Consider the following 19,743-nt stretch of genomic DNA (forward strand, 5'->3'; position numbering starts at 1 on the left):
ACAAGATTTTTCAAGAAAGATGATCATCGTGCTTCGAGAGGGCTTAGCTTCTTGGCAATTAACTAACACGATTGGTCACATTGCAGCATATCTCGGCAATAAAATGTCAGAACCGTTTGATACGGGAGAATACTTTGTGTCAAAAGACGGATTAAACTTTCCTAGAAACTCTCAATTTGCAGTTGTTGCTTTGAAGGCAACGAAAGATGAATTGAAAAATTTAGAAACAAGACTTCGTAACACTAAGCTGTCTCGGATTGTGTATGTGCAAGAAATGATTGATATGATTGACGATGAAGAATTGGAAAAAACCCTAAACATTATACAAGCAGATGAAATGGACATACTCGGAATAGGAATATTTGGTCCAAAGGACGAGTTAAAAGCATTAACAGGGACATTACGGCTCTGGAAATAAATCAAAAAGTGCCATGGAAAATAAACCAAAACCAGGAATTTACGAGCATTACAAAGGGAAACAGTATGAAGTGATTGGAATTGCCCAACACAGTGAAACGCTTGAAGAAATAGTTGTATATAAAGCACTGTATGGAGAAAGAGGACTATGGGTGCGGCCACTCAAAATGTTTTTACAAGAAGTGGAAATAGATGGAAAGAAAATGCCAAGATTTAAATATGTAGGGAAATAATATGAAATACAATAAACTTGTGAGAGACAACATTCCGGAACATATCCGAAAAAAGGGTGGCGTTCCTATGATACATATTGCCGATGAAAAAGAGTATTGGCAAAAACTTAAAGAAAAATTGGGGGAAGAAGTCAAAGAATTCAATGAAGCTGAAACTATTGAAGAACTTATCGACATCCTTGAAGTGATAGATGCTATCCGTGACTATAAACAATTTAACGTATCTGAAATTGATACGGTAAAAAATAACAAGGCGCAAGAGCGAGGAAAATTTGAAAAACGGATTATTCTTGACGAGTCATAATAAAACTGCAACATACCATGAATAATTCTTGGTCCTCAAAAAATCATAACGAAATATTCACCTCTTTGAATTCCAGTGAACATGGTTTGAAAAAAGCCGATGCTTCCACCCGTCTTGATATTCACGGGCGGAATGAATTGCCTCAAGGCAATGTCCCCACCCTGCTTGCGATATTTTTTCGACAATTTGAGAGTCCGCTTATTTATATATTATTTGTGGCAAGTGCTGCAGTATTTTTAATGGGGGAAATTGTAGATGCTTCCATTATTTTTTTCATCCTTATTTTTAACGCGATTGTCGGAACGATTCAGGAAGGAAGAGCACAGAACATGCTCCTTGTTCTTAAAAAGTTTACAGAAACAAAAGCAACCGTTCTCCGTGAAGGAGAGGAGATGATTGTTCCCGATCGGGACGTTGTTGTCGGAGATATTCTTATTTTGCAAGAAGGAGAAAAAATTTCTGCTGATGCGCGAGTGTTTCTTTCTCACAATCTCACCATAGACGAAGCCGCATTAACGGGAGAATCAGAACCGGTCCATAAAATAAGCGAAACGATTGAAAAAGAATCTATCGCTCCAGTCGGAGAGAGGAATATGGTGTTTAAGGGTACACACATTGTGTCAGGCAATGGCAGGGCGATTGTGGTTGCGACAGGGATTAATACGACAATTGGAAAAATCGCAAAAGAGATTTCCGCGATTGATACCGAAATGCCACTCAAGACAAATATCCGTTCCCTTTCCCGACTTATCATTATTGTTGTAGCGATTGTCAGTGTGACTATTTTTTTACTCGGTATTACCCTTGGAAATTCTTGGAAGACAATGTTTGCGACCGTAGTATCGCTTGCCGTCTCAATCATTCCCGAGGGTCTTCCTATCGTGATGACACTTGTGCTTGCTACTGGCGTATGGAGAATGAGCAAGCAAAACGTTTTAGTAAAAAGATTGCAAGCGGTTGAAGCATTGGGGCAGGCGCATGTGATTGCTGTTGACAAAACGGGAACAATCACAAAAAACGAGCTTGCAATCGAGAAAGTATATGTGCAAGAAAAATTCTTTGATATTGGAGGAGTAGGCTATGAACCGACGGGGAAGATATCAATCGCGGGGAACGCGATTGATATCAAAGAATATCCAGAACTCATATTTGCTGGCAAAATCGCTGTGCTGTGCGCGAATGCGCGCGTGATGTTCCTTCAAGAATCCCAGCAATGGCATGTTTCGGGCGACCCAACAGAAGCGGCAATGCTTGTATTGGGTCAAAAGGTGGGGTTTCATAAGGATGACATTGAGCGAGAATTTCCACTCAATGCCGAAATTCCTTTTGATTACAAATTAAAATATCACGTAACGGCTCGTCTGATTTCTGGCAAACAATTTCTCACGGTTGTAGGAGCACCCGAGACGATTCTTGGTCTTTCAAAAACAATATGGCATAGTGGCGATCATGTTTTTTTGTCAGATGAAGATCGACAGAAACTTGAATCTGTAGTTCTCCGCATGTCAGGAGAAGGTCTTCGCGTTATTGCTTTTGCGATAAAGAGTGGAACAGAAGAACCGCTTATTACAGAATCAATCAAAGAACTTACTTTTGTTGGTTTTTTTGGGATGAAAGATACACTTCGTTCGGAGGTTGCCGAAGCGATGGCGAAAGCAACATCTGCTGGCGTGCGAGTTGTTATGATTACCGGTGATCATAAAATAACCGCCTTGGCGATTGCAAAGGAAGCAGGTATTTATCACGCAGGCGACGAAATTATTACCGGAGCAGAAATTGATACCTTGTCCGACACAGAGCTTGCCGCAAAAGTTTCTAAAACGTCCGTATTTGCGCGGGTAACTCCGGAGCATAAATTACAAATTGTGAATGCTTACAAAAAGAATGGAGAAATTGTTGCAATGACGGGAGATGGAGTAAATGATGCGCCATCGCTTGTCGCAGCTGATCTTGGTGTTGCGATGGGGAAGACGGGTACCGAAGTTGCAAAAGAAGCGGCAGACCTCATTTTGCTCGATGATAATTTTGGAAGCATTGTCTCGGCAATAGAAGAGGGGAGAAGTATTTATAAAACAATTAAAAAAGTAATTCTCTATCTTTTTTCAACGAGTATTGGAGAAGTGCTTACGATTGTAGGAGCGTTATTTCTTGGGTATCCGCTTCCCATACTTGCCGCACAGATTATCTGGCTTAATTTCATCACTGATGGTTTTCTTGATGTTGCCCTTGCTATGGAGCCGAAAGAAAAAGGGTTACTTCGCCGAAATTTTGAAAAGCCGAAAAAGTATCTCATTGATTCACTCACGATAAAAAGAATGATTTTAATGGCAGTGCCAATGATGGTGGGAACACTTTTTCTTTTTAGGGAATATTTTGAAACCGATATCACAAAAGCGTGGACTATCTCACTTACTACACTCGCTGTTTTTCAATGGCTCAATGCATGGAATTGCCGCTCTGAAGATAAGTCAATTTTTCAAATGAATCCGTTCTCAAATAAGTTTTTAATGGGTGCAACGGCGATCGTGATTATTCTACAGCTTTTCGCGGTGTATAATCCCCTTATGCAGAAACTTCTTCACACGACTCCACTTACCGGGAGTGAATGGATGATGATTATTCCTATCGCATTTTCGATTGTCATTGTTGAAGAGGTGCGAAAATTTTTCCATCGAAATCGAAAATCATGCGTATTGGGTAAAAGTCAGAATATGTTCCATCAAACGGGGAAACATTTAGCCGTATAAAATAGTATCAGGCAATGATTATGGAAAAACAATATCCAAAAGTTGGAGTCGGCGTTATGGTTCTCAAGGAAGGCAGGGTACTTCTGGGGAAACGAAAAGGATCGCACGGAGAAGGGGAGTACAGCTTCCCGGGCGGGCATCTTGAATACAGGGAATCATTTGAAGAATGCGCGCGGAGAGAAGTAAGAGAGGAGGCGGGGATTGAAATAGAAAATATCCAATTTGTCCGTGTGGCAAATCTTCAACACTATGCGCCCAAGCACTATGTGCACATAGGTCTTATGGCGGAATGGAAAGAGGGGGTTCCGAAAGTTCTCGAACCGGAAAAATGCGAAGGATGGGATTGGTATTCGCTTGACGACCTTCCGCATCCGCTTTTTAAATCACTTCCTGAAGATATTGAAAGCTATAAAACCGGAAAACATTTTTACGATTCGGCATAATAGTAGGTATACGAGATAGACGTAACTATTGTATAATGGGGGTTAGGAATGGAATCCCGTTAGAGGCTAATAAAAAATCAAAGTGTAAGGTTCAAAATGGAAAATGACAGATTAAAATTAAAAAATTACGAGGAATGTGCTAGTATCTTTGCATTTTGAATCGTCATTTTTATTTTTGATTTTATAACATGGAACTCCCCATCATTAAAAATTGGAATGAACTTTCTACCACCCCTCTGCGTGAAGACGCGCTCCAGATTCTTGAAGCTGGGCTAGAGTCGGTTGCAACCGAAAATGTCATCGAATCCCAGATCGTCCTCAAAGACGGCGATCTATGCATCAAAGATGCCCGTATTTGCTTGGGACTGTATAAGCGAGTGTTTTTTGTCGGAATTGGAAAGTGCGCGCTTGATGCCGGAGGGGTCTTTGAAAAACTTTTGGGAGATCGCATTACTGGCGGCATCGTGCTTGATGTGCGTGGCGGTGTTCTCAAAAAACTTCGTTCGTACGTTGGTACGCATCCATACCCTTCGGAACAAAATCTTGAAGCAACAAGAGCGATAGTAAATATGTTCCACGATATTACTGTGGAAGATTTGGTAATTACCGTGATCTCCGGCGGCGGTTCTTCGCTTCTTTGTATGCCACATGATCTTAAATGCGAAGTGCTTGCAAATATTACAAAAGGGCTTATGGATAAGGGGGCAAATATCCATGAGATCAATATTGTTCGCAAGCATACTTCTGATATTCAAGGGGGACAGCTTGCAAAACTTTTATTTCCTGCGACCGTAATCTCGTTTATTTTTTCCGATGTTCCCGGAAATGATATGGGAACTGTCGCATCCGGTCCTACCGTCTTGGATGCGAGTACTCAAGAAGACGCAGAAAAAATTCTTGCAAAATACGATATTCTCACGCTTTGTACGCTTCCGCATTGTGAACTTATTGAGACTCCTAAAGACCCGAAATATTTTGAACGAGTGACGAACATCCTTTTGGTTACTGGGCATAAAGCGCTTGAAGCAATGGCAAAAAAGGCGATGTCACTTGGGTACACAAGCACTATTGTTACCGACAATCTCGAGGGAGAAGCGCGTGTTGTCGGCGAGAAGCTCGCGCGAGAAGAAAACGCCTCGCGCGTTTGTAAGCTCTATGGCGGAGAAACAACCGTTCGTGTTCGTGGAAAAGGAAAGGGGGGGAGAAATCAAGAGTTGGTGCTCGCCGCGCTTCCCCATCTTGTTATGAACAAGGTGATAGTTGCGGCGGCATCCGATGGATGGGATAATAGCGATGTTGCAGGAGCTCTTGGAGACAAAGATCTTTTCAATCACACTCAAGAGATCAATGCAGTTTCATATCAGTTTTTAGATACTAATAATTCATATGAGTTCTTTTCCCGCATAGGCGGTCATATTAAAACCGGAAGAACCGGCATCAATATATCCGATCTTTATTTTACGCTTACGGGATAGTAAAATAAAAATGTAAATGTCAAAATGCAAAATGACAGATAAAAATTTAAAAATAGTACATAATTTTAAGATTTTGCACTTCGGTAATTCATTTTAATTTTTGCATTGTAATTTTGATCTTTGATTTTTAAACTTTAATTTTGTAACGTGGATAACAGAACAGACAAGCTCATTATATGGTTCGATCAAATATCAAACGACGATGTCGCGCTCGTTGGTGGGAAGAACGCATCATTGGGCGAGATGTATACTCATTTGACCGGAAAGGGTATTCGCATCCCTAATGGTTTTGTGGTTACTGCTCATGCATATCGCGCGTTCATTGAAGGAACGGGGTTGAGGTTATTTATCGAGCAAGAACTTGCCGGCCTCGATACTTCTAATATCAAGATGCTCCAACAAAAAGGGAAAACGATTCGAGAAAAATTTATCGAAAAAGAATTTCCCGAGGCGCTTGCTTCTCAAATTAGAGAAGCATATCGCAATCTCTCAAATGGGTATCACATGGAGAACGCCGATGTTGCTGTTCGTTCTTCTGCAACCGCGGAAGATCTTCCGGGTGCTTCGTTTGCGGGAGAGCATGAAACATTTTTAGACATTGTAGGTGAAGAAAATGTTCTTGTTGCTGTACGCGCGGCGATGGCGTCATTGTTTACCGACCGCGCGATCTCATATCGCGTTGATAAGGGGTTCAATCATTTTGATATTGCGTTGTCCGTAGGCGTGCAGAAAATGGTCCGCTCGGACAAGGCGTGCTCAGGAGTCATGTTTACCCTCGACACGGAAACAGGATTCCGTGGCATCGTTGAGATCAATAGTTCTTGGGGGTTGGGCGAGATGATCGTGCAGGGCAAGGTCACGCCGGATGAATTTATTGTATTCAAATCTACGCTCGCACAAGGGTTTCCCGCCATCATTAAGAAATCTCTTGGCGAGAAAAGCATAAAGATGATTTATCAAACAGGAAAAAAATCTCCCGTGAAAGAAGTCACGGTTTCTCCAAGCGATAGAATAAAATTCACACTCTCCGACGAAGAAATTCTTACTCTTGCGCGGTGGGCTGTTACGATTGAAGAGCATTACACCGCCCGCGCAGGACATCCCATGCCGATGGATATGGAATGGGCAAAAGACGGCATTTCAGGGGAACTTTTTATTGTGCAAGCGCGACCCGAGACGGTTCAATCGGAAAAAACAGGATACGAGATAAAAGAATACAAACTCACAGGAAAGGGGGACGTGGTTGGCGAAGGAATTTCTGTCGGTGCAAAAATTGCGAAAGGTAAAGCACGCATCATTCTTTCCGCGGATAAACTTTCTGATTTTAAAGATGGAGAAATTTTGGTAACGAGAATTACCGATCCTGACTGGGAACCGATCATGAAAAAAGCGTCTGCGATCATCACCGAACGCGGGGGACGCACATCTCACGCGGCGATCGTATCACGCGAGCTTGGCATTCCCGCAGTCATTGGTGTTTCCGGAGTGCTTTCAAAAATAAAAACCGGAGATATGCTCACGATAGATTGCTCAACCGGCGGAGCGGGGATTATTTATCACGGCGCACTTCCGTGGGAAGAGAAGACCTACAACCTCAAGGAAATTCCAAGCACGCGAACGAATCTTTGTCTCAATGTCGGAAGTCCTGACGGCGCGTTTATGCATTCATTCTTACCGAACCACGGTGTTGGTCTCGCGCGCGAGGAGTTCATCATTGCTTCGCAGATCCGCATTCACCCGATGGCGCTTCTTAATTTTGAAACGCTCAAGGATAAAAAACTCAAAAAAACCATTGAGACGTTGACAGCGGGATTTCCCGACAAAAAAGAATTTTATATTGAAAAACTTGCCGAAGGTATCGCACAGATCGCCGCAGCGTTTTATCCGAAGCAAGTGATTGTGAGGTTCTCCGATTTTAAGACCAATGAATATCGAGCGCTCCTTGGCGGGATATATTTTGAGCCTGAAGAAGAAAATCCCATGCTTGGCTGGCGTGGCGCTTCTCGGTATGCTCATCCAAATTTTATTGATGCGTTCCTCCTTGAGTGTGAAGCAGTAAAACGTGTTCGCGAAAAGTGGGGGTTGTATAATCTACAGACCATGATTCCATTTTGCAGAACACCCGAGGAAGGAAAGAAAGTCATTGAAACAATGGCGCGTGGGGGTCTTACGCAAGGAGAGAACGGACTTCGTGTATACGTGATGTGCGAAATACCGACCAATGTTTTGCGTGCTGATGAATTTCTTGATATTTTTGATGGATTCTCGATCGGATCAAACGATCTTGCGCAATTGACGCTGGGACTTGACCGCGATTCCTCGATCGTTGCCGGTATATCAAATGAAAATGATCCTTCTGTCCGTGTGCTTGTACGAGATGCTATTCACGCATGCAAACGTCGCGGAAAGTATATTGGATTTTGTGGGCAAGCTCCATCTGATTATAAAGATTTCTTACGTTTTCTTATTAAAGAGGGGATTGATGCCGTATCTCTCAATCCGGACTCTATTGTTCCGATGACATTTGAGGTTTCTGATGAAGAGAAGCGTATTAAGATGTGATGAGTATCTTGATTTTTAATTTTTGATTTTGTAATGCAGATTACCAATATACAAGCCCGTTCCATTTTGGACTCCCGTGGCAATCCCACAATCGAGGTGGAACTTGGAAACGGCATGGCACGTGTGCACGCTTCGATTCCTTCCGGCAAAAGCGCTGGATCAAAAGAAGCGCATGAAAAACGAGATAGCGATGGGGGTGTTGAAGGTGTTGTAAAAAATATTACGGAACAGATTGCGCAAGAAATTACCTCGCGACATTTTTCCTCGCCTAATGAAATTGACACAGTACTCCGTGATCTGGACAGTACTCAAAACAAAGAAAATCTGGGCGCAAATGCGATACTAGCCATAAGTATTGCCGCAACAAAGCTTTTTGCGCTTGAAGCAGGTCTGCAACCATGGAAGTATATTGCACAGCAAAATGGTTTTACGCCCTCGTTTCCTCGACTGTATATGAATGTACTCAATGGTGGTGCACACGCTGATTTTTGTCTTCCGTTTCAAGAGTATATTATTGTTGCTGAAGGTAATCCGCGCGAGGCGTATGATCGGGCAACCACAGTATATTGGGAGCTTGGCGAACTCATAAAAAAAACCATCGGTGCAGTTTCACTGGGTGATGAGGGAGGCTATTGTCCCACGTTCAACACAATTGAAAAACCATTCGAATTATTACGAAGCTTAGTGTTTCCAGGTGATGGATTGGCACTTGCCATTGATGCTGCAGCTTCAGAATTTTATAAGGACGGTGCGTATACAGTTCTTGATGAATCATATTCAACCGACAAACTCCTTGAGGTATACCAAAATCTTGTCGATCGTTTCGGATTAATGAGTATTGAAGATCCATTCGCCGAAGATGATTATGATGGATTCAAGAAAATGACGGCTACGTTGGGAGGGAAAATTCTTGTAGTGGGGGACGATCTCACGGTCACCAATCCGGAAATTTTAAAAACGATGATCGATCAAAAAGCGGGGAATGCGCTCATTGTAAAACCTAATCAAATCGGGACACTCTCCGAAGTGTATGAAACCGCGCGTCTTGCCAAGGAGGCGGGGTGGAAAATCGTTGCCTCGCATCGTTCCGGAGAAACCGAAGACACGTTTATCGCCGACCTTGCGGTGGGAATCGGCGCGTTTGGCATCAAGGCTGGGGCTCCATCGCAAAAGGAACGTGTGGTAAAATACAATCGACTGATCGAGATTGAAAAAGAATTTGGATTGATTTAAATATGCGCATCACTTATGTATACAATGAAGAGTGGGAAAAAGATTATGTTAAGAGTAGAATTCCCGAACACTCGCTTTCTTTTTTGAAGGCTCCCTTGGAAGATTCTCAATCTCGCGATGAAGACACGGAAGTTTTATCTGTCTTTGTAAACTCGCACATTAGTGCCACTGAAATGGATAGGTTCCCAAAACTGCGATTCATCTCTGCTCGCTCAACCGGCTTTGACCATATTGATGTTGCGGAAGCACATCGCCGAGGAATCGTTGTTTCCAATGTCCCGTCGTATGGCGAGAATACGGTTGCGGAATTTGCCTTTGCGCTTCTTCTTGCGCTTTCGAGAAAAATTTATGATTCATATCATCGCATTGCGGAGAAAGGATCGTTCTCGCAGGACGGCTTGCGCGGATTCGACCTCAAGGGAAAAACATTTGGTGTCGTGGGAACCGGACGCATTGGCAGGCATGCCATAAAAATGGCAAAAGGATTTGATATGAATGTGGTTGCCTATGATCCATTTCCCAACAATGAAACTGCACAAGCACTTTCATTCGAGTACCTCTCGCTTGAGGATCTCCTTTCGCGTTCCGACATCATTTCCCTTCATGCTCCGTACAATGAACACACGCACCATCTTATTAATACGGGAAACATCGAAAAAATAAAACGCGGGGCGTATCTCATCAATACCGCCCGCGGGGGACTTATCGAGACTGTGGCACTCGTCAAAGCGCTTGAAGAGGGGATTGTGGCGGGTGCAGGACTCGATGTACTTGAAGAAGAAGGATATATGGGCGATGAAATTCATCTTCTGGTCAGTCCGCATCCCAAAGAAGAGGATCTTCGAATACTACTCTCAAATCACTACTTCATTGACCACCCTCGTGTTATCATTACCCCGCACAATGCGTTTAACACTCAAGAGGCGATCGAGCGAATTTTAAACACAACGGCAGAAAATATTAAAGCATTTGTAAACGGAGCACCAATAAATATTATAAAATAACCCCCCCCTTCTTCTCTATGCATATTATTTTAAAACTAATCTTAAACGCTCTCGCGATTCTTCTTGCGGCGTATTTTATTCCCGGAATTACGGTGGATAGTTTTTACACTGCGCTTATCGCGGCACTCATTCTTGGGGTTTTAAATATTATTGTTAAGCCGATTCTTATCATTCTCACGCTTCCCATCACCATCCTCACTCTGGGGCTTTTCATGTTTGCTATTAACGGGTTTCTATTTTGGTTTCTTGGTACATTCGTAAAGGGGTTCCATGTGGATGGTTTTCTTACCGCAATACTTGGGGCGTTGCTCGTCTCGTTCGTAAGCTCGATTGGCGGAAAGATTATTGATAGAGACTAGTAAAATGAAAATGTAAATATCAAAACGGAAAATGACAGATTAAAATTAAAAAATTGAGAAGGAGGGGTTATTTTTTTTGCATTTTTGAATTGTAATTTTGATTTTTAAACTTTGATTTTGCAACATGGAGAACAGTTTAAATTTTTTCATCTCGTTTGTCGAAGCCCATCGATTCATCGGTTATGCGATTCTTTTTGCCGGCATGCTTCTTGAGGGAGAGACCATCCTTATCGGCGCCGGCATCCTTGTACACCTTAAGGCTCTTGATCCATTCGACACATTTGCAATCGCGCTTTCAGGTGTTGTTATGGGAGATTTTTTGTGGTACTACTTTGGTGTTTATTTATGCAGCCGTTACGGTAATAACAAGTTCATTGATTATGTAAAAAAGAAAATACTGCGTTTTTTTCCCAATTTTGAGCAGAAACCACTTTTACCAGTCTTCATTTCGAAGTTTATTTATGGAATGAACCACTCCACGCTTGTACTTTCCGGGTTCGTAAGAATAAAGTTCCTGCTTTTTATAGAAGCATCAATCACCGCTTCGACTATTTGGACAATAGTCATTTTAACACTTGGGTACTTCTTGAGTTATACCGCAATAAATATCAGTCACAATATTAAAATTTTCGGGGTTACTGTCGCCCTTGTTATCTTTGGTTTTATCGTCCTTGAGCACGGTATTGCTTCTTTTATTCGGCATAAGAAACGTCGTAAGTTGACAGGACATTCTTCGTAAAAACCCCCGACTTTTCTCAGTTTGATGTGATATACTAGACGGAATTATGGGTGAATATAAGGCAACAATTGGATTGGAAGTGCACGCCGAACTAAAGACGCGAACAAAGATGTTCTGCGATTCTATCAATGACCCCGAAGAAAAAACTCCCAATGTGAACATTTGTCCCGTTTGCATGGCGCATCCGGGGACGCTTCCGGTCATTAATAAAGAGGCGGTGAAGCATGTGTTGAAAGTTGGGCTATCAGTGGGCGGCACGCTTGCGGATTTTACCGAGTTTGATCGCAAAAATTATTTTTATCCGGACATTCCCAAGGGATATCAGATCAGCCAATATAAATACCCACTTGTATCGGGGGGCGTTCTTAATGGCGTGAAACTCACCCGCATTCATCTTGAAGAAGACACCGCGCGCTCATCTCACGACAAAGGAGAGTATAGTTTAGTTGATTTCAATCGCGCGGGAATTCCCTTGATGGAGCTTGTAACCGAACCTGTAGTTAAGACTGCAGAAGAAGCAAGTGCGTTTGCGCGTGAGCTTCAACTCTTACTGCGCACGCTCGGCGCATCGGATGCAAACATGGAAAAAGGGGAAATGCGTGTGGAGGCAAATATATCAGTAAGTACCACAGAGAAGTTTGGTACAAAAGTCGAAGTAAAAAATCTTAATTCATTTCGAACCGTCGAACGCGCAATTGCGTATGAGGTTGATCGCCAATCAAAAGCACTCGAGCGGGGAGAAAAAGTAATTCAGGAAACGCGCGGGTGGGATGAAGGGAAGCAGGCAACCTTTTCACAGCGCCTTAAGGAAGAATCACACGATTATCGTTATTTTCCTGATCCAGATTTGCCGAAATTGAAAATAAGCGAACTAAAAGAATTAAGCGAGGTCAATTTACGAAAAGGATTACCGGAATTGCCGTGGGAGAAACGTGTGCGATTGATCCGCGAATTTGGTATCAAACCGGAAAGCGCGGAGATGTTCATACAAGATGAACAGATGGGAATATTTTTTGAAACGGTCGCACGAAGTCTTGGAAGCAAGGCTTCCAATTGGAAGCCTTGCTTCCAAGACACTGGATTTTCACTTGCGGAAAACTATATTACTTCGGACCTCGCGGGATTTATGAAAGAAAGTGGTAGCCTTGGTAATGTGATCGCAGAAAATTTCTCGGGAATTATACAGATGCTTATCGACAATAAAATTTCTTCACGCGGTGCGAAAGAAATTCTTTTGGTGATGTATCAACAAGGAGGTTCTCCCGAGGGGATTGCCGATACACGCGGACTTTTGCAGAAAAGCGATGAAGGGGAGCTTACTGAAATTGTTAAAAAAATTCTGGATGATCACAAGAATATCGTTATGGAATATAAACAAGGAAAAACCGCGTCACTCCAATTTCTTGTAGGGCAAATTATGAAAGTGACAAAAGGATCTGCGAACCCGCAACTTGTCAAAAGTATTCTTCTAAAAATACTTGATTAAATAAAGCACCAGTACCTTTGGGAAGGCCGGACCTTCCCAGTCCGAACAACAAAAACTCCTGAAAAATCATTATAAAAAAGGGTCAAAATACATGATAGTTATCCACAGTAAAAGTATTACTTTTGCTGTTTAATATTGTTATACTTTATGGTAGCTACATAGTCATTATTTTCCTTACTCATTTTATTAATCCTAGAAAGAATATGGCTTATGAATCAAACGCCTTATATCATGAAAGACACCATTGGGTTGAGTCTTATTGCGGGAATTATTTTTATGTCAGGTTTTGTTTTTCTTGAGCCGACAGTGGGTCTTGCGGTCGAGGACCAGGTGGTTATTACTCAAACGGTGACCTCCGGTATCAGTATTTCTTCACCTGCTGATGTTACTATGTCACAGGCATTGACAGTTTCAGCAGACACTTCAGTTGGAACTTCAACATGGACGGTTACCACGAACAATGTCACCGGGTACACGCTTTCAGTTAGTGCATCGTCTACTTCCCCTTGCCCGTTAAATACCGCAAGTATAATGCGTAAGTCGCTCTGTGACATAAGTACGGCGTCAGGATTTACAGACATAGCGACAACATCAAAAGCCGTTTGGTCGGTAACAAGTGATTATGCATTCGGGTATTCAGCTTTCGGTAATGACACAACGGGACATGGAACCGGATCTCAATGTTCATCAACAGCTAATGTTCCCAGCAGCACACTTCTCTATCAAGGATTTAATGGGACGACCCTCATCCAAATTGCCAGTAGTTCAGTCAAGACGGGAACATCGGGTACTGCAACGAATGTCTGTTACGCAGTTGAGCAAGACGCCGTTTTTGCCCCTTCTGGAACCTACAAGGCCACTACTACAGCGACTGCAGTTGTACAATAATAAATAATACATAACGTGACGGTTCACCTCACTAAACCATCAAGTAATAATGGGAAGGTTTCACCCTCTCGAATTATTTTTGGTGCCCTTATGATCGCGAGTTTCGCCCTTCTTGGTGTAACTTCGGCGTATGCCTATCAAATAAAAAATGTTGATACTGATGTAAAAAACGACTTTGTTCTTGAGCCCGCAAAAATAGAAGTAACTCTTAACCCCGGCGAGCATGAAGTTCGAAATTTCACCATTACCAATCGCACCGCTAACACGAGAAATTTTACGGTCTCGATGGAAGACTTTTCTGGATCTCAAGACCCTGCACAAACAGTTATTCTCTATGGATTAGACAAGGGGCCTTTTTCGCTTATGAAATACCTCACACCAGAGGTATTTGAATTCACCTTAAAGTCAAAAGAGCAAATTATATTGCCGGTCACTATTTCAGTTCCAAGTAATGCCGAGCCAGGGGGACTCTACGGCTCAGTTCTTTTTTCAAGTATTCCGACCCCACCTAAAGATAAAGCTCAAGCTCCTAGTACGGTGAATATTTCGCGCCTCGGGGCTCTTTTCCTTGTTCGTGTCAATGGAAAGGTACACGAAGAGGGATCACTTCAAGACTTCCGAATTAAAAGTGGAAAATCAGTGTTTTTTAAAAGTGAGCCTATTACATTTGAATTTCTTTATAGAAATATGGGAAGTATTCATTTGAATCCGTATGGCGTAGTTGAGATTTCCAATATCGCGGGGGTAACCACGGATAAGATAGATATTCTCCCATACTTTTCAATGCCGGATTCTTTGCGGTCACGTGAAGTACAGTGGGAGCGCACGCTTCTTTTGGGAAGATACAAAGCGACTGCTCGTATTAACAGGGGATATGGAGATATTATTGATGAAAAATCTCTCGTCTTTTGGGTAATCCCATGGAAAGTTCTCGGCGCGGGATTATTGAGTATCATGGTTCTGGTTTTGATTATAAAGTGGCTTACGTCACGATTTGAATTTAGGCGGAAAATATAGCATATGACTATATACTCACAAAAACTTTTTCATTCTAGAAGGGTAACCACAGGCTTTGGTCGTTTTTATTAGTACTTGTAATATCCTTATATTTTGAATTTTGCTTTTTCTCAAAACAAAAAGAGGAAATTTTTTTTTCGTCTGGCGTTACGTCTTCCGCCAGTACTACTTGCGTTGTTGGCATTTAGCATAGTGTCATCGTATGCGCTTGCGGCAGCCATGCAGAGTTCAAATTATAAAATTGAAAGTGATAGTGTTAACGTGGGCGGTGTTCGTTCCTCCTCGGGTTCGTACATTATGGAAGATACCATGGGTGAAGTTGGGACTGGTCTATCGTCAAGCGCAAATTACATACTCAAGGCGGGATATCAGCAGATGCAGGGAAGTTATCTTTCTTTGAGTGCTCCCATAGATATCACCATGACGCCACTTTCGTTATCACAAAATACTGCCGTAGGAAGTGCGGGATGGACGGTAATAACTGATAATGGTGCTGGTTACACGTTGTCAATAAATGCTTCGTCAACATCCCCCTGTCCACTCAACGCAGGCGGTGTGAGAAATGCGTTGTGCAATATGAGTACATCAAACGCGTTCACCGATCTTGCGACTACCTCAAAGGCAACGTGGTCCGTCTCTAGTGCTTACAAGTTTGGGTATTCCGCGTTTGGTAATGATACAACAGGACATGGCACAGACGCTGATTGTATTGCAGGGACTGATGTGCCATCAGCAACGCTTTTATGGCAGGGATTTGATGGAACAAAACTTATTGAGATTGCGAGCAGTACCTCGCGCACTTCTCCATCGGGCACAGTCTCAACACTCTGTGTAGCAGTTGAACAAAATGGTGTTTTTGCACCTTCGGGAACATATCAAGCGACCACGACCGCAACTCTCATTGCACTTTAAACGTGCGAGGCAAACTAAACAGGGTATAATGATTACGCGGCCGTCGAGATAATTTACCGCACATTTTTCTTTGCATCAATGACTTTTTACTATCGAATAATAACCACGGTTTTAATTGCGGTGCTTTTTCCGCACGTGCTTTTGACTGCGCAAGACTCGGTGACGGTTAATCAATCGGTAATTGGTGCAGATACATCGCCACCATTACCTCCTGCATCGGTAACTGCGACGGCAATATCACAAACAGAGATTGATCTCACATGGACTACATCGACGGATAATGTTGGTGTAACAGGGTACCAAGTGTTTAGAGAATTTGTTCAGATTGCCACATCTACCGTAGAGTCATATTCTGACACCGGTCTTTTGCCAGCAACTCTATATTCTTATACCATTGTGGCGTTTGATGCCGCTTTGAATATTGGATTACATTCCGCAACTTCAAGTGCTACAACGTTCTCCACTCCTTCTACACCGTCCACACCTCCCCCCTCATCGTCTGGGGGAGGGAACGGACCCATCCAAACATCGAATATTGTTCCGCTTGTAACGCACATAGAAGTCACTGCATCGACCACTGACGCTGTTATTTTTTGGAACACGAACGTTGATACAGAAGGCACTCTTTCGTGGGGGAGAACGACCGATTATGACAAGGGAAGTCTTACGGAAGTTTTTTTCGGGAAAAATCATATTACGCGAATTAATAACCTTATTCCCAATACTCTCTATTATTTCAAAATAGATTTAGTGAGTACCTACGGAATTACGGGGACACTAACAGGACAGACATTTAAAACAAAAGATATTTTAGAAGGAAAGCTTTTCCCTAACGTAACCACATTTTCGGTTATCCCTGATAAGGATTCCATCTTTCTCAAATGGGTAAATCCCCCTTCCGATAAATTTGAAGAAGTACGGATTGTTCGTCTTGAAAAAACTTATCCAAAAGATCCGCTTGATGGAAAAGTTGTATATGAAGGACGAGATTCACGTTCCACGGATACAGATACACGGGAAGGGGTAACATATTATTACGCAATCTTTGCGAAAGATAAGACAGGAAATTATTCTTCAGGCGCTGTTGGTCAAGGATCGCTCTTGCGCGGCAGATCGGATACACCTATCGATCAAGAATTTTCCGATACGGAAAATAACATTACTCCGGATATCGAAACGAATGAGTACTACGAAGACACGCTTGTCTTGCAGGATTTCGAATTTAGACAAGACGGTATTCTTATACCATGGCGGGGGGCAACAATGACCATCGATGCCACAAAAAATTATGAGATATCTATCCCGTATAAAAAAATTCCTGACCCGACACGTATCGTCATCATCGGATTACAGGATGTTCTTCAACACGAAACCGTGTACACATTTCTTCTACGAGCAGATGATACCCGTGATGTTTACGAGGGAACAATGAGTCCCATTGGAGAGCGCGGTGAATATAATTTAAAAATAAAAACTCTCACCAGTAAAAGCAAAGAAATAAAAATATTAAGCGGACTACTGATCGCTAAGGATAAATTTCCTACGCGTGTGCAAACAATCACATATACAAATATATGTTTTTGGTTCATATTAATTTTAATTATTATCATCATCCTTCTTGTAATTTTTGATCGCAAAAAACGCAGACAAGACGAGTTCGTATAAAAAGAAAAAGAACATCGTGGAAACCACCTTGTTGCTAAAAAATGATATTTCCACATAATTCTCACTGACCGTTAATCCAAGATCTTCAATACCAAAACTGCGGGTCAAAAGCATAAGGATTTTACCTATATATTCAGGCATTTAATTGGTATTTATACACGGAACAACCGTGTTTTTTTGAATGTGGATAACTCGTCTATTTTTTTCAACTTATTTATGTCTATTTTGATATAATAAATCTAATTCAATACGATATTGAACCCCAATATTTAAAGGCTTTTTTATGAAAATTGACCAGCAATATATTTCACTGTGCGAAGCAAGTAAGTTGACCCCTTACGATGCAAATTATCTGGGTCTTTTGGTTAGAAAAAAACGACTTTTTGCTGTGAAGAAAAATGGAAAATGGTTTACGACTACGGATGCGGTAAAAGAATACCTCAAAGAGGTTTCGCAGAAATCTCTCGATCACTACGGATTTAGGGGGACGTCCGGAGCAAACATGGGACTCGTTGCAAGTATTTTTATTCCAATTACTATTTTTGTGGCAATCGCGGTGTTTGTTTCTGCTGAAGGAGTGTCTTCGGTTAGTAGTGGGGAAGAAAACGCAACTGAAAATAAAGAATCAATTCGACTCGATGTTTCATCTGGCGAATTAATTTCTCGTGATACGTATGATGGTCGTGGAAATACCATCGTACCTCAAAACTAAATGTAAGCACCATGTTGTCATTCGGTAAAACATTAAAAATATTTCACAAAGAACAACACGCTCGTATTGCGCATGTGTGCGTGATAAGCGCGGGGTTTATTTTTGGAGGAATATTTTTATTGTTTGCTTTTTTTGGTACGGCAGTTGAAGCGGCAATCAATAAAGAAATTGATTATCAAGGGAAACTAACAAACACGAGCAACATCGCTGTCGCCGATGGAAGTTACAACATCAGATTTAAATTATATACCGTTGCAACTGGAGGAGTTGCGACATGGACAGAAACATGGTGCTATTCTCCCGACAGTGGAACTACGTGCGATGGGACAGGAACAAACAATCGCATCGCGCTTACGAGCGGACTCTTTAGTACCATGTTGGGAAGTACCACCGCGCTTACCTCGGTAGATTTTAATCAAACATTATATCTTGGAGTAGAGATCGGAGGATCGGCAGCCACTCCTACGTGGGATGGCGAAATGACTCCGCGAAAAAGATTAGGCGCTGTGCCCGCGGCATTTGAGGCGGGGAAAATTAACGGATTGGAAAGCTGGCAATTTTTAAGGGGAGATGCGAGCAACTCAACTTCAACTGCAGGAACGTTTGTAACTATTAATCAAACAGGAGCGGGCGCAATTCTCAATCTTACCAACGGAACGGCAAATGTTTTTTCCGCGCTCTCCACGGGGCTTGTGAGTATTGGTACGAGTACACCATATTCCAAACTCACGGTCTGGGGTGGGGGGGCGAGCACTGGTCAAGCATTTGAAATCGTAAACAACGCATCCACCACACTCGCAAAATTCCTCGACAACGGCACGGGATATTTTTTAGGCAACATCGGCATCGGCACCACCTCCCCTTACGCCAAACTCTCCGTCGCAGGACAAGTAGTGGGAGAATATTACACCGCCACCTCAACGACAGCGACGAGTACGTTTGCAGGTGGTGCAACATTTGCGACTAGTGGAGGAAATGTGGGAGTTGGAACTACAACTCCAAGAGCAAAGTTGGATGTTGTAAGTACTGCAGAGCAATTGAGATTAAGCTATGATTCCACAAACTATGTTTCGTTGTCGTCATTAAGCAGTGGAATACTTTCTGTTGGAACAAAGGGGGTAACTAATTTTAAAATTGGGAGCGACCCTATCGCGGGGTACTCAAACCTTTGGCCAGGGGGTATTGCGAGTCCTGATTCAACAAATTATGGATGGCAAACTAAAAACGATGGAAGCGAGGTATGGTTTAATGCTGCAAGTGGAGGTTACTTGGCTTTTACGGTAAATAATTCAGGAACATTACCTATCAGGGTAAAGGGAACAAATGTTGATATTGGATATCTATATAATGCGGCAACATCAAACCTATTAAACGTAAATGGTAATGCTAGTTTCGTCGGCAACGTAGGCATCGGCACCACTTCCCCTTACGCAAAACTTTCTGTGGTGGGGGAAATCGTTGGCGCATATTTCACAGGCACTACCACCGCCACCTCAACCTTCGGCGGCAACCTCGCAATTAATGGCACGGGCACTACAACTTCGACA

Annotated in this window: 18 protein-coding genes; all 18 read left to right on the plus strand. The window is 42.4% G+C overall.

Annotated elements, in window-relative coordinates:
- Nucleotides 1-19: 19 nt before the first annotated feature.
- A complete protein-coding gene (locus tag Q7S11_05125) occupies nucleotides 20-418 on the plus strand; it encodes a DUF2000 family protein (protein ID MDO8573104.1) in 399 nt (132 codons plus the stop codon).
- A 13-nt stretch (nucleotides 419-431) separates the two neighbouring features.
- On the plus strand, nucleotides 432-650 hold the full coding sequence (locus tag Q7S11_05130; protein ID MDO8573105.1) for a DUF1653 domain-containing protein: 219 nt from the start codon (nucleotides 432-434) through the stop codon (nucleotides 648-650).
- Between the two features lies 1 nt (nucleotide 651).
- Nucleotides 652-954 (plus strand): nucleoside triphosphate pyrophosphohydrolase, encoded by a 303-nt coding sequence (locus Q7S11_05135; protein ID MDO8573106.1) that lies wholly within the window; start codon nucleotides 652-654, stop codon nucleotides 952-954.
- Nucleotides 955-971: 17 nt separating this feature from the next.
- Complete coding sequence (locus Q7S11_05140; protein ID MDO8573107.1) at nucleotides 972-3,701, plus strand: HAD-IC family P-type ATPase; 2,730 nt, start codon at nucleotides 972-974, stop codon at nucleotides 3,699-3,701.
- A gap of 14 nt (nucleotides 3,702-3,715) precedes the next feature.
- Nucleotides 3,716-4,144 (plus strand): NUDIX domain-containing protein, encoded by a 429-nt coding sequence (locus tag Q7S11_05145; protein MDO8573108.1) that lies wholly within the window; start codon nucleotides 3,716-3,718, stop codon nucleotides 4,142-4,144.
- Between the two features lie 188 nt (nucleotides 4,145-4,332).
- Nucleotides 4,333-5,619 (plus strand): DUF4147 domain-containing protein, encoded by a 1,287-nt coding sequence (locus tag Q7S11_05150; protein ID MDO8573109.1) that lies wholly within the window; start codon nucleotides 4,333-4,335, stop codon nucleotides 5,617-5,619.
- A 147-nt stretch (nucleotides 5,620-5,766) separates the two neighbouring features.
- Entirely contained in the window at nucleotides 5,767-8,181 is a 2,415-nt protein-coding gene (gene ppsA, locus Q7S11_05155; GenBank protein MDO8573110.1) for a phosphoenolpyruvate synthase, read from the plus strand.
- 33 nt (nucleotides 8,182-8,214) lie between these two features.
- Entirely contained in the window at nucleotides 8,215-9,414 is a 1,200-nt protein-coding gene (locus tag Q7S11_05160) for an enolase C-terminal domain-like protein (protein ID MDO8573111.1), read from the plus strand.
- A gap of 2 nt (nucleotides 9,415-9,416) precedes the next feature.
- Nucleotides 9,417-10,418 carry a hydroxyacid dehydrogenase gene (locus Q7S11_05165; GenBank protein MDO8573112.1) on the plus strand — a complete coding sequence of 334 codons (1,002 nt, stop codon included), beginning with the start codon at nucleotides 9,417-9,419 and terminating at the stop codon, nucleotides 10,416-10,418.
- A 17-nt stretch (nucleotides 10,419-10,435) separates the two neighbouring features.
- Nucleotides 10,436-10,777: a phage holin family protein gene (locus Q7S11_05170; protein MDO8573113.1), complete on the plus strand. Its 342-nt coding sequence runs from the start codon at nucleotides 10,436-10,438 to the stop codon at nucleotides 10,775-10,777.
- Nucleotides 10,778-10,901: 124 nt separating this feature from the next.
- On the plus strand, nucleotides 10,902-11,516 hold the full coding sequence (locus tag Q7S11_05175) for a DedA family protein (protein ID MDO8573114.1): 615 nt from the start codon (nucleotides 10,902-10,904) through the stop codon (nucleotides 11,514-11,516).
- 46 nt (nucleotides 11,517-11,562) lie between these two features.
- Nucleotides 11,563-13,002: an Asp-tRNA(Asn)/Glu-tRNA(Gln) amidotransferase subunit GatB gene (gatB, locus tag Q7S11_05180; protein MDO8573115.1), complete on the plus strand. Its 1,440-nt coding sequence runs from the start codon at nucleotides 11,563-11,565 to the stop codon at nucleotides 13,000-13,002.
- A 210-nt stretch (nucleotides 13,003-13,212) separates the two neighbouring features.
- Nucleotides 13,213-13,890, plus strand: a complete 678-nt coding sequence (locus Q7S11_05185; GenBank protein MDO8573116.1) for a hypothetical protein — start codon at nucleotides 13,213-13,215, stop codon at nucleotides 13,888-13,890.
- A gap of 15 nt (nucleotides 13,891-13,905) precedes the next feature.
- Nucleotides 13,906-14,907 (plus strand): hypothetical protein, encoded by a 1,002-nt coding sequence (locus Q7S11_05190; GenBank protein MDO8573117.1) that lies wholly within the window; start codon nucleotides 13,906-13,908, stop codon nucleotides 14,905-14,907.
- Between the two features lie 219 nt (nucleotides 14,908-15,126).
- A complete protein-coding gene (locus tag Q7S11_05195; GenBank protein ID MDO8573118.1) occupies nucleotides 15,127-15,819 on the plus strand; it encodes a hypothetical protein in 693 nt (230 codons plus the stop codon).
- A 78-nt stretch (nucleotides 15,820-15,897) separates the two neighbouring features.
- Nucleotides 15,898-17,484 (plus strand): fibronectin type III domain-containing protein, encoded by a 1,587-nt coding sequence (locus Q7S11_05200; GenBank protein ID MDO8573119.1) that lies wholly within the window; start codon nucleotides 15,898-15,900, stop codon nucleotides 17,482-17,484.
- 283 nt (nucleotides 17,485-17,767) lie between these two features.
- Nucleotides 17,768-18,196 carry a hypothetical protein gene (locus tag Q7S11_05205; protein ID MDO8573120.1) on the plus strand — a complete coding sequence of 143 codons (429 nt, stop codon included), beginning with the start codon at nucleotides 17,768-17,770 and terminating at the stop codon, nucleotides 18,194-18,196.
- Between the two features lie 11 nt (nucleotides 18,197-18,207).
- Nucleotides 18,208-19,743, plus strand: a 1,536-nt coding sequence (locus Q7S11_05210) for a hypothetical protein (protein MDO8573121.1), incomplete at its 3' end; no start/stop codon positions are given.

It is taken from the genome of bacterium (assembly GCA_030648955.1).
Classification (GTDB): domain Bacteria; phylum Patescibacteriota; class Minisyncoccia; order Phycocordibacterales; family JAUSHB01; genus JAUSHB01.

Excerpts from the sequence above, each read along its gene's own strand:
- Q7S11_05140 (MDO8573107.1), top strand. The coding sequence starts at position 972 with ATGAATAATTCTTGGTCCTCAAAAAATCATAACGAAATATTCACCTCT.
- Q7S11_05135 (MDO8573106.1), top strand. The coding sequence starts at position 652 with ATGAAATACAATAAACTTGTGAGAGACAACATTCCGGAACATATCCGA.
- Q7S11_05160 (MDO8573111.1), top strand. The coding sequence starts at position 8,215 with ATGCAGATTACCAATATACAAGCCCGTTCCATTTTGGACTCCCGTGGC.
- Q7S11_05145 (MDO8573108.1), top strand. The coding sequence starts at position 3,716 with ATGATTATGGAAAAACAATATCCAAAAGTTGGAGTCGGCGTTATGGTT.
- Q7S11_05125 (MDO8573104.1), top strand. The coding sequence starts at position 20 with ATGATCATCGTGCTTCGAGAGGGCTTAGCTTCTTGGCAATTAACTAAC.
- Q7S11_05130 (MDO8573105.1), top strand. The coding sequence starts at position 432 with ATGGAAAATAAACCAAAACCAGGAATTTACGAGCATTACAAAGGGAAA.
- Q7S11_05200 (MDO8573119.1), top strand. The coding sequence starts at position 15,898 with ATGACTTTTTACTATCGAATAATAACCACGGTTTTAATTGCGGTGCTT.
- Q7S11_05185 (MDO8573116.1), top strand. The coding sequence starts at position 13,213 with ATGAATCAAACGCCTTATATCATGAAAGACACCATTGGGTTGAGTCTT.
- Q7S11_05150 (MDO8573109.1), top strand. The coding sequence starts at position 4,333 with ATGGAACTCCCCATCATTAAAAATTGGAATGAACTTTCTACCACCCCT.
- Q7S11_05170 (MDO8573113.1), top strand. The coding sequence starts at position 10,436 with ATGCATATTATTTTAAAACTAATCTTAAACGCTCTCGCGATTCTTCTT.
- Q7S11_05195 (MDO8573118.1), top strand. The coding sequence starts at position 15,127 with ATGCAGAGTTCAAATTATAAAATTGAAAGTGATAGTGTTAACGTGGGC.
- Q7S11_05165 (MDO8573112.1), top strand. The coding sequence starts at position 9,417 with ATGCGCATCACTTATGTATACAATGAAGAGTGGGAAAAAGATTATGTT.
- Q7S11_05175 (MDO8573114.1), top strand. The coding sequence starts at position 10,902 with ATGGAGAACAGTTTAAATTTTTTCATCTCGTTTGTCGAAGCCCATCGA.
- gatB (MDO8573115.1), top strand. The coding sequence starts at position 11,563 with ATGGGTGAATATAAGGCAACAATTGGATTGGAAGTGCACGCCGAACTA.
- Q7S11_05205 (MDO8573120.1), top strand. The coding sequence starts at position 17,768 with ATGAAAATTGACCAGCAATATATTTCACTGTGCGAAGCAAGTAAGTTG.